General features: G+C 67.1%; 16 protein-coding genes. 4 read left to right on the top strand and 12 right to left on the bottom strand.

Features of this window, described 5'->3' with window-relative positions:
• The first annotated feature begins 308 nt into the window (after positions 1 to 308).
• Positions 309 to 695, top strand: a complete 387-nt coding sequence (locus RMP09_RS20500; RefSeq protein WP_310567821.1) for a DUF3047 domain-containing protein — start codon at positions 309 to 311, stop codon at positions 693 to 695.
• 94 nt (positions 696 to 789) lie between these two features.
• Here RMP09_RS20500 and RMP09_RS20505 read toward each other — a convergent pair whose 3' ends face one another.
• On the bottom strand, positions 790 to 1857 hold the full coding sequence (locus RMP09_RS20505; protein WP_310567822.1) for a porin: 1068 nt from the start codon (positions 1855 to 1857) through the stop codon (positions 790 to 792).
• 563 nt (positions 1858 to 2420) lie between these two features.
• On the opposite strand from RMP09_RS20505, the gene RMP09_RS20510 reads away from it, so the two are divergent.
• On the top strand, positions 2421 to 2912 hold the full coding sequence (locus RMP09_RS20510) for a DUF1097 domain-containing protein (RefSeq protein ID WP_310567823.1): 492 nt from the start codon (positions 2421 to 2423) through the stop codon (positions 2910 to 2912).
• Positions 2913 to 3031: 119 nt separating this feature from the next.
• Here the strand turns inward: RMP09_RS20510 and RMP09_RS20515 are convergent, their stop codons facing one another.
• From RMP09_RS20515 to gabT, 11 genes are read right to left on the bottom strand one after another with little or no spacing between them, the layout of a single operon-like run.
• Positions 3032 to 4510 (bottom strand): NAD-dependent succinate-semialdehyde dehydrogenase, encoded by a 1479-nt coding sequence (locus RMP09_RS20515; protein WP_310567824.1) that lies wholly within the window; start codon positions 4508 to 4510, stop codon positions 3032 to 3034.
• Positions 4511 to 4569: 59 nt separating this feature from the next.
• Positions 4570 to 4854 (bottom strand): cupin domain-containing protein, encoded by a 285-nt coding sequence (locus tag RMP09_RS20520; protein ID WP_310567825.1) that lies wholly within the window; start codon positions 4852 to 4854, stop codon positions 4570 to 4572.
• A gap of 18 nt (positions 4855 to 4872) precedes the next feature.
• Positions 4873 to 5832, bottom strand: a complete 960-nt coding sequence (speB, locus tag RMP09_RS20525; RefSeq protein WP_310567826.1) for an agmatinase — start codon at positions 5830 to 5832, stop codon at positions 4873 to 4875.
• 4 nt (positions 5833 to 5836) lie between these two features.
• Positions 5837 to 6442, bottom strand: a complete 606-nt coding sequence (locus RMP09_RS20530; RefSeq protein WP_310567827.1) for a GNAT family protein — start codon at positions 6440 to 6442, stop codon at positions 5837 to 5839.
• Between the two features lie 24 nt (positions 6443 to 6466).
• The gene (locus RMP09_RS20535; protein ID WP_310567828.1) at positions 6467 to 7324 is read right to left on the bottom strand and encodes an isocitrate lyase/phosphoenolpyruvate mutase family protein; all 858 of its coding nucleotides are present in this window, start codon (positions 7322 to 7324) and stop codon (positions 6467 to 6469) included.
• Between the two features lie 10 nt (positions 7325 to 7334).
• Positions 7335 to 8153, bottom strand: coding sequence for an ABC transporter permease (locus RMP09_RS20540; protein ID WP_310567829.1), 819 nt, complete (start codon positions 8151 to 8153; stop codon positions 7335 to 7337).
• Between the two features lie 2 nt (positions 8154 to 8155).
• Positions 8156 to 9442, bottom strand: coding sequence for an ABC transporter permease (locus RMP09_RS20545; RefSeq protein WP_310567830.1), 1287 nt, complete (start codon positions 9440 to 9442; stop codon positions 8156 to 8158).
• A gap of 2 nt (positions 9443 to 9444) precedes the next feature.
• A complete protein-coding gene (locus RMP09_RS20550; protein ID WP_310567831.1) occupies positions 9445 to 10473 on the bottom strand; it encodes an ABC transporter substrate-binding protein in 1029 nt (342 codons plus the stop codon).
• A 48-nt stretch (positions 10474 to 10521) separates the two neighbouring features.
• The gene (locus RMP09_RS20555; protein ID WP_310567832.1) at positions 10522 to 11604 is read right to left on the bottom strand and encodes an ABC transporter ATP-binding protein; all 1083 of its coding nucleotides are present in this window, start codon (positions 11602 to 11604) and stop codon (positions 10522 to 10524) included.
• A 40-nt stretch (positions 11605 to 11644) separates the two neighbouring features.
• Positions 11645 to 12820 (bottom strand): CaiB/BaiF CoA-transferase family protein, encoded by a 1176-nt coding sequence (locus RMP09_RS20560; protein WP_310567833.1) that lies wholly within the window; start codon positions 12818 to 12820, stop codon positions 11645 to 11647.
• Entirely contained in the window at positions 12817 to 14124 is a 1308-nt protein-coding gene (gene gabT, locus RMP09_RS20565) for a 4-aminobutyrate--2-oxoglutarate transaminase (protein ID WP_310567834.1), read from the bottom strand. The genes RMP09_RS20560 and gabT overlap by 4 nt, the downstream gene beginning before the upstream one ends.
• A 142-nt stretch (positions 14125 to 14266) precedes the next feature.
• Between gabT and RMP09_RS20570 the strand changes: the two genes are divergently transcribed.
• Together RMP09_RS20570 and RMP09_RS20575 are read left to right on the top strand one after the other, a co-directional pair.
• On the top strand, positions 14267 to 15673 hold the full coding sequence (locus RMP09_RS20570) for a PLP-dependent aminotransferase family protein (protein ID WP_310567835.1): 1407 nt from the start codon (positions 14267 to 14269) through the stop codon (positions 15671 to 15673).
• Between the two features lie 97 nt (positions 15674 to 15770).
• A partial coding sequence (locus RMP09_RS20575) for an alanine--tRNA ligase-related protein (protein ID WP_310567836.1) occupies positions 15771 to 16100 on the top strand: 330 nt, incomplete at its 3' end.

Below are 16100 nucleotides of genomic sequence, written 5' to 3' on the forward strand. Positions count from 1 at the left end.
AACCCTCGTATGAAGCTTGGGAAGCTGCCGTTCTACCATTGAACTACACCCGCGTGAGCTCGGCATTGTAGCCGTGCCGTGCGTGCCACCGTCCGGTGGCCGGGCAATTTGCCCGACAGTGCCTGGATGCTTTGCCCGCCATGCGCCGCTCACGCCAGGAGGCTGTTCGCACTTCTTCGCCTTCGGCGACGGCGGCATCTTCACCGAAGGGCCGGGCCAGCGCATCGACTGCGAGACGCACAAGAACTTGGGCATCCTGCAATACCCGCTGGCCGACCAGCCGCTGCGCCCGGGGCTGACGCTGGGTGGTGGAGCGACTGCCCTCGCACCAGCCGGAGGACCAGATCCTCACGCACGACTACCTGTCCATCGCCGTGGAGTTCGACGACGGGCAGGACATCACCTACCTGTGGAGTTCCAGCCTGCCGGTGGGCCAAGTGTTCCGCTGCCCGCTGCCGGGCTGGGACGCGGTGGAGACCCATGTGGTGCAGCGCAGCGGGCAGGCTGACCTGGGCAAGGCCTTCGACGAGCGGCGCGACCTGTACGCGGACTACCGCCGCATCGTGGGCGGCAAGGCCAAGCGGGTTGTGCGGGTCTGGCTGATCGCCAACTCGCTGTTCCTGCGCCAGGTCGGGCGCTGTGCCTACCGGCGCATCGCCATCGGTCAGGTGGACCGGTTGCAGCGCATCCTGTAGCGCATGCGTGGCCGGGGCGGGCCTTTCACGCCTGCCAGACAGGCAAAAAAAATGGGCAGGCGCCGAAGCGCCTGCCCATCGACGACCGCGGGACTCAGAACGCGTGCTTGATACCGACGTTCAGCACGCGGGTGTTCTTGTCGGCGGCGGTTCCACCGGCGACCACAGAGGTGCGCAGGCCGGCGGCGGCGTCCGCGTTGGCAAAGGCCACCTGGCCGTACACCGTGGTGCGCTTGGACAAGGCGTATTCGTTGGCCAGGATCAGCGTGCTGGTGCCGCTGTTGCTGACCCGGTCGTCCTTGCCGCGGTAGAAGGCGGCGGTCACGGTGTTGGCGCTGCTGGTTTTCCAGTCCACGCCCAGACCCAGGACGCCGACGTCGCTGGTCTTCACGCCTGCGGTGTCCTTGTTGGTGGCGCTCAGGTAGTTGGCCTTGGCGGTGAATGCGCCCATGGTGTAGCCCGCGCCCACTGAAAACATCTTGCTGGCCTGTTGGCCGCCGGGGTGGTCAGCGGCCTGGTAGGCCGCCGACAAGTTGACCGCGTCGCTGTAGGTCAGACCCAGGGCGGTGACGGCACCGCCAGTCGTGGCTGCCGCGTCCTTCTCGGACAGGCTGTAGCTGGCCGAGATGCCCACAGGGCCGAGGGTGTTGCTGTAAGCCACCGCGTTGTGCATGAACACGCCCACGTCGGAGTTGCTGCTGCCACCCACCAGCACGCCCGAGTTGTAGGCCCAGGGGTACAGGCCGGAGAAGTTCTCGCGCAGGCCGCGCGGATCGGTCGCCGCGAACGCCAGCACAGCCGGGCTGTACATGTTGCCCAGGGTCAGTGTTCCCAGGCTGGCCGAGCTGATGCCCAGGTTGGCCTGGCGGCGGAACATGCCACCGACCTGTGCGCCGGTGTCCGCGCTGAAGTGCGACTCCAGATTGAAGAAGGCCTTCAGGCCGCCACCCAGGTCTTCAGAGCCCTTGAGGCCCCAGATGCTGGGCGAAATGCCGCCGTTGTACACCTGGCTTTCGATGTTGTTGTTGCCGGTGAGCAAGCCCAGGTCCACATTGCCATAGAGGGTGACGTTGGATTGCGCGAAGGCGCTGGCGCCCACCAGTCCCAGGGCGGCCAGGGCCACGCAGGAGGTGGTGTGCGCGAAACGTGCTGTTTGTCTCATCAGAGTTTTCCTTTTTGGTTGGTGTGTGCCACGCACGCCGTGTGCGTGACAGCCACGTTCTGCAAAAAGTGCGCCCGCTAAAAAAAGACCCCGCAGGCCACCGGACGGGCGGTGCAGGGCGTTCCATGTGTGCCAGCCAGGGCGTTCGTGCATGGCACAGATGCAGGGCGCAGGTGCTCCGATTGTTCGCAGTGGGCTCACGCCGGTGGCCGGTATCGCAACACTCTGCAGGGGCTCGCCGACCGGGTGTCCGAATCTGAGGCAGTGGGGCCGGTGGTCTGCGCCGCGCGGGCGGATCCGGACCACTGCCATCCGGTGGCCGCGGTTGCGCGCCGTGCGTGTGGCGGGACTGTTCCGTTGAAGCGCAGGGCGTGCATGGATGGAGCGCGGCTGGAACATGGTGCAACGCGGCAAGCTGCACCGCAGCATCCGCAAGTGTTCAATCCGATCATGAGCGCTCTCAAATAGAGACTTTCTTCTCAAGGTGGCGCGGAAGTTGACCCGTGGCCGTTGTCCTGCCGCAAGACGCAGGACGTTTTCATTCCACCGACGAGGAGACTTTCATGAGTTTGTTGATTGCTTTGGCCCTGTCCATCGGGCTGCTGGCCGTTGTCGCCACCTGGCTGTTCCTGGGGCCGCTGGCGGCGTTCCAGATGCAGGTCTGGCAGGCCTTCGTGGCCTGGGCCAGCTTCTTCCACAACGGCGGCAAGACCGTTGGCCTGGTCAAGACCGTGGTGTGCATGTCGTTCGGCGCCGTGGTGGGCATGGTGTCGGTCATGCTGATCGGCCCGCTCGGTGCGCTCGGTGGACTGGCAGCGCCGGTGGCCGTGGGCATCGGTGCCGCCGTGATCGTGCTGGCGGCCCATGTCCCGTTCCTGTCCACCATCCCGTCCAGCGTGTACGGCTTCGCCTCCGTGGCCGGGCTGATCCTGCTGGGCAAGGACATGACGCCGACGGCGGCCATCCTGCCCACCATCCTGTCGATCGTGGTCGGCGCAGCCTTTGGCTGGGTGTCGGAACAGCTGGCGGGCAAGCTGACCAAGCCCGCGGCCTGATCAGCGGCTAATGTTCCCTGTGTGAACGGCCGGATGCCGTCGTTGCACGGCATGCCCACGTTCACCCGCGCGGGCCGCAGTGCCTCACCTGCCGGCGCGCGGCCGGCAGGTGACGGCCATCACTTGAGCACGTCGCCGACGCAGACGTACTTGATCTCGACGTAGTCGTCCATGCCGTAGTGGCTGCCCTCGCGGCCCAGGCCCGACTGCTTGACGCCGCCAAAGGGCACGTGCTCGGTTGCCAGGATGCCCACGTTCACGCCCACCATGCCGTACTCCAGCGCTTCGCTCACGCGCGTGATGCGGCCGATGTCGCGGCTGTAGAAGTAGCTGGCCAGGCCGAACTCGGTGTTGTTGGCGGCGTCAATCGCCTCTTGCTCGGTGGTGAACTTGAACACCGGGGCGAAGGGCCCGAAGGTTTCTTCTTTCGCGCACAGCATGTCGGCGGTCGCATCGGCCACCACGGTGGGTTCGAAGAACTGGCCGTTCAGGCGGTTGCCACCCACGAGCACGCGGCCACCCTTGGCCTTGGCGTCGTCCACGTGGCGCTGCACCTTCACCAGTGCGGCTTCCTCGATCAGCGGACCCTGGTTCACGCCGTCTTCAAAACCGTTGCCGACTTTGGTGGTCTTGACCTTGGCGGCGAACTTGGTGACGAACTCGTCGTATACACCGTCCTGCACGTACAGGCGGTTGGAGCAGACGCAGGTCTGGCCGGCGTTGCGGTACTTGCTGGCGAAGGCGCCTTCCACCGCCGAGTCGATGTCGGCGTCGTTGAACACGATGAAGGGTGCGTTGCCGCCCAGCTCCAGCGACATCTTTTTCACGGTCGGGGCGCTTTGCGCCATCAGGATGCGGCCGACTTCGGTGGAGCCGGTGAAGCTGATGTGGCGCACCACGTCGCTGGCGCAGATGACCTTGCCCACCGCGATGGAGTTGGACGCATCGGCGGTGATCATGTTGAGCACGCCGGCCGGGATGCCGGCGCGGATGGCCAGTTCGGCCGCGGCCAGCGCGGTCAGCGGCGTCAGCTCGGCGGGCTTGATGATGACGGGGCAGCCGGCGGCCAGTGCGGGCGCGACCTTGCGCGTGATCATGGCCAGCGGGAAGTTCCAGGGCGTGATCGCGGCGCAGACGCCGATGGGCTGCTTGAGCACCATCAGGCGGCGGTTGTTGTCGAACTGCGGCAGGGTCTCGCCGTTGACGCGCTTGGCTTCTTCGGCGAACCACTCGACGAAGCTGGCGCCGTAGGCGACTTCGCCCTTGGCTTCCGGCAGGGGTTTGCCCTGCTCGGCGGTCATGATGCGGCCCAGGTCGTCCTGGTTGGCCATCAGCAGGTCGTACCACTTGCGCAGGATGATGCTGCGTTCCTTGGCGGTCTTGGTCTTCCAGCCGTTCCACGCCGCGTTGGCGGCGGCGATGGCCTGTTCGGCCTCGGCCGGGCCGAGGTTGGCCACATCGGCCAGCTTCAGGCCCGTGGCGGGGTCGAGCACGTCAAAACGGCTGGCACCCTGGACCCACTCGCCGTTGATCAGCGCGTCGGTCTTGAGCAGGGTGGGGTCCTTGAGCAGGGCCAGGGGGGAGGTCTTCATGTCCATGGGATGTCTCTTCAGGTTGTGATGTGAAAGAGGGTGTTCAGGGGGCGTTCAATCTGCGTTCAGCGCATTTCGATTTCCACGAACACGACTTCGTGTCCGGTGGGGTTGATGACGTTGTGTTCCACGCCCACGCTCCGGGTGTAGGACTGGCCGGGCGTCAACGGTGCCGTGCGGTGGCCATCGGGCGTTTCCAGCAGCAGCTCGCCGCCGGTCATGGGCACGACCACGTAGTCGTGTGCGTGGCGGTGCCAGCCCGTTTCCGCACCCGGCGCGAAGCGCCACTCGGTGACGATAACGCGTTCGTTGGAAATCTGCACGGTGGGGACGGCCTGGGGGCGGGGCATGGGGGCATTCCTCGGGGGTCAGCGGTATTTCACGCCCGGCAGCACGCAGAGCATTTCAAACAGCAGGTTGGCGCCCAGCAGCGCGGTGTTGCCGCTGGTGTCGTAGGCGGGCGAGACCTCGACCAGGTCGCAGCCCACCAGGTTCAGGCCGCGGCAGCCGCGCACGATCTCCAGCGCCTGCGGCACGTTCAGGCCACCGATCTCGGGCGTGCCGGTGCCGCCGGCGTAGGCCGGGTCGATGCCGTCGATGTCGAAGCTGAGGTAGGTGGGCGTGTCCGGGCCGATCTTGTCGCGAATCTGCGCCATCAAGGGCGTCAGGCTGGGCCACCAGACCTCGTGCGCCGGCACCACGGTGAAGCCCTGCTGGCGCGGCCAGTCGAAGTCTTCGGCCGAATAGCCGCTGCCGCGCAGGCCGATCTGCCAGACCTTGTCGCCGATCAGCAGGCCTTCTTCCACCGCGCGGCGAAACGGCGTGCCGTGCGCGATGCGTTCGCCGAACATGTCGGGGTTGACGTCGGCGTGGGCATCCACATGGATCAGCGCCACCGGGCCGTGTTGGGCCTTCATCGCACGCAGGATGGGCAGGGCGATGGTGTGGTCGCCGCCCAGCGTGAGCGGGATGCAGCCGGCGTCGAGGATCGGGCGGTAGTGCTGCTCGATGAGGTCGACCGACTTGAGCAGGTTGTAGGTGTTGATCGGCACGTCGCCCAGGTCGGCCACCTGCAGCGCGTCGAACGGCGCGGCACCGGTCGCCATGTTGTAGGGGCGGATCAGGCAGGACTCGGCTCGGATCTGGCGCGGGCCGAAACGGGCGCCCGGGCGGTGGCTGGTGCCGATGTCCAGCGGTACGCCGATGAAACCCGCGTTCAGGCCCTGGGCGCTGCTGGCGACGGGCAGCCGCATCATGCTTGCGATGCCGCCAAAGCGCGGCATGTCGTTGCCGCCCAGCGGCTGGTTGAAGGGCGTGTTTTCGCTCATGGGGTTAGGTCCGGGGGCGCGACAGCTGGAAGTCCAGGTGGGCTTTCACGCTCGGCCATTCGCTGGCCACGATGCTGTAGACACAGGAGTCGCGCAGCGCGCCCTGCGCATCGGGGTGGCGATTGATCTGGTGCGAACGCAACACGCCGTCGAGCTTGGCGCCCAGGCGTTCGATGCCGCGGCGGCTCTGGTGGTTGAAGAAATGCGTTCTGAACTCGACCGCGATGCAGTCCAGCGTCTCGAAAGCGTGGGCCAGCAACAGGCGCTTGGCTTCGGTGTTGATCGGCGTGCGCTGCACTGCCTGGCGGTACCAGGTAGAGCCGATCTCGACGCGGCGGTTGGCGGCGTCGATGTTCATGTAGGTGGTCATGCCCACGGCTTGGCCGCGGGTGTCGAGCACGGCAAAGGGCAGCATGCTGCCGGCCCGTTGCAGCCCCAGGCGGCGCTGGATCTCGGCCGCCATGCCCTCGGGCGTCGGAATCACGGTGTACCAGAGCTTCCAGAGTTCGCCGTCGCGCACCGCTTCGACCAGATCGTCGTGGTGCTCGGGGCGCAGGGGGACCAGGCGGACGTGCTGGCCGGTCAAGGTGGTGTCGGTGGTGAAGGGCATGGGCGTGAGTGATGGTGATGGTGGTCAATGACCGCTGCGCTGGCGCGCGGTGTGGTCGTCCATCGTAAAGAAGTCGCAGAGTTCCGCGTCGGGGATCTGGTCCGCCGCGTAATCGAAGCGCCCCTCATCCAGCATCTGGCGCGATGCCCTGCGCAGCAGCCCCAGACAGGCCCGGGCCAGGCTGCCGCCCACGCTGATCCGCCGTGCGCCGGCCTGGCGGATGTCGCCAACGGTCAGGGTGGCGGTGGACAGGCCCATCACGACCGTCACCGGCACCGGGACCTCGCTGACCAGGCGGGCGATGTCCTGCGCTGTGGTCAGCCCCGGAACGAACACGCAGTCTGCTCCCGCCTCGGCAAACGCCTGGCAGCGCGTTATGGCGGTCGACAAGGCCTGGGCGCCGCTGTGCAGACAGACATCGGTTCTGGCCGTCAGCACGAAGGCCGGTCCCGCCGACCGGGCGGCCCGGAGGCGGTCGACCGCCAGGGGCAGCTCGAACAGTCCCGCAGGGGTTTCGGTGTCCGCGTCTTCGATGTTGCCGCCGACGGCACCGGCCTGGATGGCCTGCGCGACGGTGTCCGCCACCTCGCTCGGCTCACTGCCAAAGCCCGCTTCTAGATCGGCGCTGACCGGAATCGACACGGCCGAGGCGATGCGGTGGATGGCGTCCATCATCTCGGCGCGGCCGATGGCTTGCGCACCATCGGGCAGCCCCCGCGCGAACGCGATGCCGGCGCTGGTCGTGCCCAGTGCCGCAAAGCCTTGGGCCGACAGGATGCGGGCGCTGCCGGCGTCCCAGGCGTTGGGCATCAGGAAGCAGCCGCTGCGGTGCAGGGCCCGGAAGTTCTCCGCCTGGTCGGTCAGGGTCATCTGCGCCAGCATGGGTCGATGCTCACTTGCGCCGCCCGCGCAGCCACTCCAGCGTCAGCATCAGCGCGGTGGTGAACAGGATCAGCAGTGTGGCCACGGCGGCGATGGTGGGCGAGATGTTTTCGCGGATGCCGGTGAACATCTGGCGCGGCAGGGTGACCTGCTCGGGACCGGCCAGGAACAGGGTGACCACCACCTCGTCGAACGAGGTCGCGAAGGCGAACAGCGCGCCCGAGATCACACCCGGTGCGATCACGGGCAGGGTGACGCGGAAGAAGGTCTCCAGCGGGCTGGCGCCCAGGCTCAGGCTGGCCTTGACCAGGTTGTGGTTGAAGCTCTGCAGCGTGGCCAGCACGGTGGTCACCACGAAGGGCGCGCCCAGGGCGGCGTGCACGATCACCAGCCCCAGGTAGGAGTCGTTCAGGCCCCAGCGCGCGAAGTACAGGTAGGCGCTGACGCCGACCACCACGATGGGCACCACCATGGGCGAGATCAGCAGGCCGGTGATGAACCCTTTGCCCATGAACCTGGTGTTGGCCAGGCCCATGGCCGCCAGCGTGCCCAGCGTGGTCGCCAGCAGCGTGGCCAGCGGCGCGACGATGAAGCTGTTTTTCGTGGCCCGCGCCCAGTCGCTGGAGGCGAACATTTCGCGGTACCACTTGAGCGACCAGCCTTCGATCGGGTAGGCGAGGAAGGACGAGTCGCTGAACGACAGCGGGATGATGACGATCACCGGCATCAGCAGGAATGCCAGCACGGCCAGGCCGCCGCCGCGCAGCGCGAACCAGCCGAGCTTGTCGAGCAGGGTGTAGTAGGCAGGGAAGTCGGGTAGTTTGAACATGTTCATCCCAAACTCAGCTCGGCCTTCGAGACCTTGCGGTAGATCGAATACAGCACCAGGGTCGCGGTCAGCAGCACGCCGCCGAGCGCACAAGCCATGCCCCAGTTGACTTCGACGTTGGTGTACTGCGCGACGTAGTAGCTCAGCATCTGGTCGCCCGCGCCGCCGAGCAGCGCCGGGGTCACGTAGTAGCCGATGCTGGTGATGAAGACCAGCAGGCCGCCCGCGGCGACGCCGGGGTAGGTCTGCGGCAGGTAGACCCGCACGAAGGCCGAGAAGGGCGCGCTGCCCAGCGAGATCGCGGCGCGCAGGTAGTTGGGTGGCACCGACTTCATGACGCTGTACAGCGGCAGGATCGCGAACGGCAGCAGGATGTGGACCATCGCGATGATCACGCCCACGCGGTTGAACAGCAGCGGGATCGGCGTGTCGGTCAGACCGATCCACATCAAGAAGCGGTTGACCAGGCCGTTGTTCTGCAGCAGCACGATCCAGGCGGCGATGCGCACCAGCACCGAAGTCCAGAACGGCAGCAGCACCAGGATCAGCAGCACATTGGCCTTGCGCTCGGGCAGGGTCGAGAGCCAGTAGGCCAGCGGGTAGGCCAGCAGCAGGCAGAAGAAGGTGACGACCGCGCTCATCTGGAAGGTGCGGCCGAGGATGTCGGAGAACGCGGCCTCGTCGGCGGGGACCTTGACGATGTCGCCCTGCGGCGTGCGCCGGAGGTCGACCGCGGCCAGCAGGTAGTCGGGCGTCCAGCGCGAGCTGTTCTTGGCGATGGCCTGCCAGTAGGGCAGTTCTTCCCAGCGGGGATCGGTTTCGATGAGCCGCGTGCGAACCTGTTCCGGCGTGAGGCTGCGGATATCGGGCTGGGCTTCACCCTCGCCCTCACCCTCGGCGTCTGCGGCCTCTTCTTCGTCCGGATGCAGGATCCGGTAGGTGTTCATGACCAGCGAGCGTCCCCCCGGGACTTCGCTGTTGAGACGCCGCGCCAGCACGCCGGCTTGCGCGGTGTCCTCGATGGCCGAGAGATCGGCGATCACCGCCGCATAGGCGGCGGGATCGGGCGGGCTGTTTCGATCCCAGCCGGCCAGCGCCTGCCCCGTGCGGGGCAGGGCGTCGGCGACTTCGGGGTTCTCCACCGCCCGCACCAGCAGCGACGCCAGCGGAACCAGGAAAAACACGACCAGGAACGCCAGCAGCGGCAGCGTGAGCGCCACCGCGCGCTGTTTGCGACGCCGCTCGGCGCGGCGCAGCTGCGTGGCCAGGTCCAGGGTTCCGCCGGCCATCATCATTGCGCTGCCCAGGCCGAGAAGCGCTTCTCCAGGGCTTCACCCTGGTCGGCCCAGAAGCCGATGCCGAACTGCAGTGCGCTCTTGCTGTTGGCGGCCGACGTGGGCAGCTGGCCCAGCACCTTGGCGTCGAGCTTGCCCAGCGCCTTGGTGTTGGTCGGGCCGTAGCTGATGTTCTTGGCGTATTCGGCCTGCGCGTTGGCCGAGCTGGCGGCGGCGATGAACTTCAGGGCGGCGTCCTTGTTAGGCGTGCCCTTGGGCATGACCCAGTAGTCCAGGTCGTAGATGCCACCGGTCCAGGTGATCTTGAGGTTCTTGCCTTCGCGCTGGGCGGCGTCGATACGGCCGTTGTAGGCGGTGGTCATGACCACGTCACCGGCGACCAGGAACTGCGGCGGCTGTGCGCCGGCTTCCCACCACTGGATGTTGGGCTTGAGTTCGGTCAGCTTCTTGAACGCACGCTCGGCGCCGTCCTTGGTGGCCAGCACCTTGTAGACGTCGGCGGGCTTGACGCCATCGGCCATCAGCGCGAATTCGAGGTTGTAGCGGGCGCCCTTGCGCATGCCGCGCTTGCCCGGGTATTTCTTCACGTCCCAGAAGTCGGCCCAGGTGGTGGGGGCTTTCTTGAGCTTGTCGCCGTCGTAGGCCATCACGGTGGACCACACGAAGGTGCCCACGCCGCAGGCGTGCACGGCGGCCTTCTGGAAATCGGCCTTGTTGCCGATCTTCTTCCAGTCCAGCTTCTCGAACAGGCCTTCGTCGCAGCCGCGGCTGAGGTCCGGGCTCTCGACTTCCACCACGTCCCAGGTCACCTTCTTGGCTTCGACCATGGCCTTGATCTTGGCCTGTTCACCGTTGTATTCCACCGGCACGATCTTGGCACCGCCTGCCTTTTCGAAGGGCTCGAAGTAGGCCTTCTTCTGCGCGGCGCCGTTGGCACCGCCGAAGTTCACCACGGTCAGGTTCTGGGCCATGGCGGGCAGGGCCATCAGGGCAGCCACGGCGATCAGGACGGGTTTCAGTTTCATGGGGAGGGTCTCCAGGGGTTGAGGAACAGGGGAACGGGAAACTTCGGTTCAGCGGTACACACGCAGGTGCGTGGGCGGCAGATGAAGGTGGACGGTGTGGCCGGCCTGCATGTGGCCCAGGTGCTGCAGCGGCACCTTGACGCTCATCTCGGGTTGCTCGGGCATCTGGCAACGCAGGCGCAGGTGGTCGCCGAAATAGATCACGTCGGTGATGGTGGCGGTGACGCGGTTGCCGGCGCTGTGCGAGTCGTCGACCACTGCGATGCGTTCGGGGCGCACGCTGCACTGCACCGCATCGCCGACCTGCGCGTGGTTGACGTTGACGCCGTGCAGGTGCGCGCCATCGGCCAGTTGCACCTCGCAGGTCTGGCCGTCGTTGTGGATCACGCGCGCGTCGAGCACCGAGTTGTCGCCCACGAAACCGGCGACGAAGCGATTGGCCGGGGTCTCGTACAGGCGGTCCACCGTGTCGATCTGCTGGATCACGCCCTCGTTGAACACCGCCACGCGGTCGGACATGGTCAGCGCTTCGGACTGGTCGTGCGTCACGTAGACGAAGGTCACGCCCAGGCTGCGGTGCAGGGCCTTGAGCTCGATCTGCATGTGCTCGCGCAGCTGCTTGTCCAGCGCGCCCAGCGGCTCGTCCATCAGCACCAGTTGCGGGTCGAACACCAGGGCTCGCGCCAGGGCCACGCGCTGCTGCTGGCCGCCCGACATCTGCGAGGGGTAGCGCTGGCCCATGTGGCCCATCTGCACCATGTCCAGCGCGCGCTTGACCTTGGTGTCGATGTCGTTCCTGTCGAGCTTGCGCACCGTCAGCGGGTAGGCGATGTTGTCGGCCACCGTCATGTGCGGGAACAGTGCGTAGTTCTGGAACACCATGCCGAAGTTGCGCTTGTGCGGCGGCGTGCGCGTGATGGGCACGCCATTGAGTGCGATCTCGCCCGAGGTCGGCGATTCGAAGCCCGCGAGCATCATCAGCGTGGTGGTCTTGCCCGATCCCGAGGGGCCCAACAGTGAGAGGAATTCCCCCTTCTGGATCTCGAGGTTGAGGTCGCGCACCACCAGGGTGTTGCCGTCGTAGGTTTTCTGCACACCGGTGAAGGTGACGAGTGCGGAGGGGGAGGTCATGAACGCGTTGTGGTGTGTGTGGACGGGCGCGATGGACGAATCATGGGGACGCATGCAACCAGCGTGCCTGATCTGCGCCCAGCACCGGCGGCGACAGCTCGGCGACAGGTCGCTGACCATCGAACAGCATGGGGTTGGCGACCATGGGTGGGGTCTGGGCGTTGCCTGGTTGTAGCGCCATACCGCGCGCCGTGACATGCGGATGTTCCATGACTTGCGCCACGTCAAGGATCGGTGCGCAAGGCACGCCCGCCTGGTCGAGCACAGCGACCCATTCGGCGGTGTCTTTGGTCATCGTCCAGCCGGTGACCAGCGGCACCAGCGTGGCGCGGTGTTCGACCCGTGCGGGGTTGGTGGAGAACCGTGCATCGCGCGAGACAGCGGGCTGGCCGGCGGCTTCGCAGAACTTGGCGAACTGGCCGTCGTTGCCCACCGCCAGCACCATGTGGCCGTCGCGCGTGGGGAACACCTGGTAGGGCACGATGTTCGGGTGCGCGTTGCCCATGCGGGTGGGGGTCTTGTGGCCGATCAGCTGGTTGCTGGCCTGGTTGGCGAGCATCGCAACCTGCACGTCGAACAGCGCCGCGTCGATCACGCGCCCCCTGCCCGTGCGGGCGCGCTCGTGCAGGGCCGCGAGGATGGCCGTGGTCGCGTACACGCCGGTCATCAGGTCGGTCACGGCGACGCCGACCTTCTGCGGCTCTTCACCGGGGTTGCCGGTGATGCTCATCAGCCCGCCTTCGGCCTGGATGGCGAAGTCGTAGCCGGCCTTGTGCGAGAGCGGGCCGGTCTGGCCGTAGCCGGTGATCGAGCAGTAAATCAGGCGCGGGTTGATGGCCTGCAGGCTGACCGCGTCGAGGCCGTACTTGGCCAACTGACCGACCTTGTAGTTCTCGATCAGCACGTCGGCCTCGCGCGCCAGTTCGCGCACCTGCTGGATGCCTTCGGGCGATGCGATGTCGATGGCCACCGAACGTTTGCCCCGGTTGGCGCAGACGAAGTACGCGGCCACACGGGCCTCGCCCTCGCCCCACCAGGGTGGGCCCCAGGCACGGGTGTCGTCGCCAGCGCCTGGGCGCTCGACCTTGAGCACCTCGGCGCCGTAGTCGGCCAGCATCTGGCCGGCCCAGGGACCCGCCAGCACGCGGGACAGGTCGAGCACACGAACACCGGCCAACGGCTGCGGGCCGGGACGGGCGGGAGCCGTCGACGTCATGCCTGGGCCGCAGCCAGGGATGCAGTCAGCGAAGCGGCCATGATGTCCAGACCTTCGTCGAGCAAGGCGTCGCTGGCCACCAGCGGCACCAGCACCCGGATCACGTTGGCGTACACGCCGCAGCTCAGCAGGATCAGGCCACGCTTCTGCGCCTCGGCCACCATGCGCTTGGTCAGGTCGGCGTCGGGCTGGTGCGGGTCGCCGTTCTTGCACAGCTCGATCGCCACCATGGCGCCCAGGCCGCGCACCTCGGCGATGCAGTTGTGCTGCGCCTGCAGCGCCTGGAGGCGGCGGGTCAGGCGCTCGCCCACGGCGCGGCTGCGCTCCAGCAGGTTTTCCTTCTCGAAGACGTCGATCACCGCCAGGGCAGAGGCGCAGGCCAGCGGGTTGCCGGCGTAGGTGCCGCCCAGGCCACCCACGGCGGCGGCGTCCATGACCTCGGCCTTGCCGATCACGGCCGACAGCGGCATGCCACCGGCCAGCGACTTGGCCATGGTGATGATGTCGGGCGCCACGCCCCACTGCTCGCAGGCCAGCCAGGTGCCGGTGCGGCCGGCGCCGGTCTGGACTTCGTCGGCGATCAGCAGGATGCCGTGCTGGTCGCACAGGGCGCGCAGGCGCTGGGCAAACGCGGGCGATGCGGCGTAGAAGCCGCCTTCGCCTTGCACCGGCTCCAGGATGATCGCGGCCACGCGTGCCGGCTCCACGTCGTACTTGAACAGGGCGTCCAGCGAGGCCATGGCGTCGTCCTCGCTCACGCCGTGCAGCGGGTTCGGGAACTTGGCGTGGAACACCTCGGCCGGGAAAGGCCCGAAGCCGGCCTTGTAGGGCACGACCTTGCCGGTCAGTGCCATGCCCATCAGGGTGCGACCATGGAAACCGCCGCCAAAGGCGATGACGGCCGAACGCTTGGTGTAGGCGCGCGCCACCTTGATGGCGTTTTCCACCGCTTCGGCGCCCGTGGTCAGAAAGAAGCTCTTTTTGGCGAAGTTGCCCGGCGCCATGGCGTTGAGCTTTTCGGCCAGTTCCACATAGGACTCGTAGGCCAGCACCTGGAAGCAGGTGTGTGTGAAACGCTCAAGCTGTTCGGCCACGGCCTTCATCAGCGCCGGGTGGCGGTGGCCGGTGTTGAGCACCGCAATGCCGCCAGCGAAGTCGATGTAGCGCCGGCCTTCCACGTCCCACACTTCGGCGCCTTCGGCGCGGTCGGCAAAAATCTCGAAGCCCTGGCCCAGCCCGTTGGGCAGGGCCGCTCGGCGACGGGCCATCAGGGCGGCGTTGGTGAAATGGGATTCGCGTTGCATGCAGGGGCTCCGATCGTGAACTGGTTTCAGACTGGAGCGCACTGTAGGGCGCAAACCCGGGCGATAACATATACAGACACCGGCTGCACAGCGATGCACTGTATAGCCCTGCAATCCAGTACATAGAAACCCTCCCCCCCCCATGTTCACCCTCAATCCCAAGGGCGCCACCCCACTGGTGGTGCAGATCGTCGAGGGTTTTCGCGCCGCCATCCAGAGCGGCGGCCTGCGCCCCGGCGCCAAGGCACCGTCGATCCGCCAGTTCGCCCACGCCCACGGCGTGAGCACCTACACCGTGGTCGACGCCTACGACCGCCTGGTGGCCCTGGGGTACTTCGTCTCGCGCCCGCATTCGGGCTTTTTCGTGCGCCAGCGCGAGGCGCTGGCCCGTCTCGCGTCCAGCGGCGCGCAGGCGGCCGCCGCCAACTACAACTTCGATTCGATGTGGTACCTGCGCCGCGTGTTCGAGGCGCGCGCACTGCGCATGAAGCCCGGCTGTGGCTGGCTGCCCGGCGACTGGCTGTTCGAGGAAGGCATGCGCCGCAGCCTGCGCACGCTGGCGGCCGACAACGTGGATCTGGGCGGGTATGGCGAGCCCAAGGGCTTCATGACGCTGCGCCAGCTGGTGCGCGACCTGCTGGCCGAGCAGGAAATCGCCGTCAGTGCCGACCAGGTGCTGCTCACGCAAGGCTCCAGCCAGGCCATGGACCTGGTGGCGCGCCGCCTGGTGCGCCCGGGCGATGCGGTGCTGGTGGACGACCCCGGTTACCCCAACCTGCTGTTTTCGCTGCGTTTCCTGGGCGCCCGGCTGATCGGCGTGCCACGCACCCCGGCCGGCTACGACCTGGCTGCGCTCGAAGCCCTGGTGCTGGAGCACCAGCCCAAGGTCTTCTTCACCCAGCCTCGCCTGCAAAGCCCGACCGGTTCGGTCGCCAACCTGGCGCACCTGCACCGCGTGGTGCAGCTGGCCGAGCAGCACCAGTTCACCGTGGTCGAAAACGACATCTACGCCGACCTCGACCCCGAACCGCGCCCCTCGCTGGCCAGCCTGGACCAGCTGCAGCGCGTGGTCTACATCAGCAGCTTTTCCAAGACCATCTCGCCCAACATCCGCGTGGGTTACATGGCGGCGCCGCCCGATCTGCTGGAGGACTTTGCCCAGCTCAAGATGATCTCGGGCCTGACCTCGTCCGAGTTCAGCGAGCGCCTGGCCTATGGCGCGCTGGTCGACGGCCGCTGGCGCAAGCACCTGCGCGGCCTGCGCGACCGGCTGGCGCAGGCGCACCAGCGCGTGGCCCAGCAACTCGAAAGCGTGGGCTTCGAGCTGTTTTGCGAGCCCAAGGCCGGCATGTTCCTGTGGGCGCGCCACCCGGACATCCCCAACGCCACGGAACCGGCCTACAAGGCGGCGGAGCAGGACATCCTGCTCGGGCCTGGCCACCTGTTCGACCCCGACCTGAGGCCCAGCCCCTGGTTCCGCTTCAACGTGGCGTTCAGCGAGGACCCGCGCGTGCTGAACTTCCTGCAAAGCCAGCTCCGAACGGCCTGAGCCACCCCCGGCGACCCAAGGCGCCGCCAGTTTGCGAAAATACGCGTTTTGCCGGACGCAGCCGCCCCGGCAGCAGAACCCCCAACCCACCACCACCATGACCCGTCCCGTCACCGCCGTTGCTTCCGTCGCCGACATCCGCAAGACCTTCCTGGACTTCTTTGCCTCCAAGGGCCACACCGTGGTGGCGTCCAGTCCGCTGGTGCCGGGCAACGACCCGACGCTGATGTTCACCAACTCGGGCATGGTCCAGTTCAAGGACGTGTTCCTGGGCACCGACAAGCGCCCCTATGTGCGCGCCGCGTCGGTGCAGGCCTGCCTGCGCGCCGGCGGCAAGCACAACGACCTGGAAAACGTGGGCTACACCGCGCGCCACCACACCTTCTTCGAGATGCTGGGCAACTGGTCGTTTGGCGACTACTTCAAG

This window comes from Hydrogenophaga sp. (assembly GCF_031426985.1).
In the GTDB taxonomy this organism is placed as follows: domain Bacteria; phylum Pseudomonadota; class Gammaproteobacteria; order Burkholderiales; family Burkholderiaceae_C; genus Hydrogenophaga.

Excerpts from the sequence above, each read along its gene's own strand:
- RMP09_RS20505 (WP_310567822.1), bottom strand. The coding sequence starts at position 1,857 with ATGAGACAAACAGCACGTTTCGCGCACACCACCTCCTGCGTGGCCCTG.
- RMP09_RS20510 (WP_310567823.1), top strand. The coding sequence starts at position 2,421 with ATGAGTTTGTTGATTGCTTTGGCCCTGTCCATCGGGCTGCTGGCCGTT.
- RMP09_RS20515 (WP_310567824.1), bottom strand. The coding sequence starts at position 4,510 with ATGGACATGAAGACCTCCCCCCTGGCCCTGCTCAAGGACCCCACCCTG.
- RMP09_RS20520 (WP_310567825.1), bottom strand. The coding sequence starts at position 4,854 with ATGCCCCGCCCCCAGGCCGTCCCCACCGTGCAGATTTCCAACGAACGC.
- speB (WP_310567826.1), bottom strand. The coding sequence starts at position 5,832 with ATGAGCGAAAACACGCCCTTCAACCAGCCGCTGGGCGGCAACGACATG.
- RMP09_RS20530 (WP_310567827.1), bottom strand. The coding sequence starts at position 6,442 with ATGCCCTTCACCACCGACACCACCTTGACCGGCCAGCACGTCCGCCTG.
- RMP09_RS20535 (WP_310567828.1), bottom strand. The coding sequence starts at position 7,324 with ATGCTGGCGCAGATGACCCTGACCGACCAGGCGGAGAACTTCCGGGCC.
- RMP09_RS20540 (WP_310567829.1), bottom strand. The coding sequence starts at position 8,153 with ATGTTCAAACTACCCGACTTCCCTGCCTACTACACCCTGCTCGACAAG.
- RMP09_RS20545 (WP_310567830.1), bottom strand. The coding sequence starts at position 9,442 with ATGGCCGGCGGAACCCTGGACCTGGCCACGCAGCTGCGCCGCGCCGAG.
- RMP09_RS20550 (WP_310567831.1), bottom strand. The coding sequence starts at position 10,473 with ATGAAACTGAAACCCGTCCTGATCGCCGTGGCTGCCCTGATGGCCCTG.
- RMP09_RS20555 (WP_310567832.1), bottom strand. The coding sequence starts at position 11,604 with ATGACCTCCCCCTCCGCACTCGTCACCTTCACCGGTGTGCAGAAAACC.
- RMP09_RS20560 (WP_310567833.1), bottom strand. The coding sequence starts at position 12,820 with ATGACGTCGACGGCTCCCGCCCGTCCCGGCCCGCAGCCGTTGGCCGGT.
- gabT (WP_310567834.1), bottom strand. The coding sequence starts at position 14,124 with ATGCAACGCGAATCCCATTTCACCAACGCCGCCCTGATGGCCCGTCGC.
- RMP09_RS20570 (WP_310567835.1), top strand. The coding sequence starts at position 14,267 with ATGTTCACCCTCAATCCCAAGGGCGCCACCCCACTGGTGGTGCAGATC.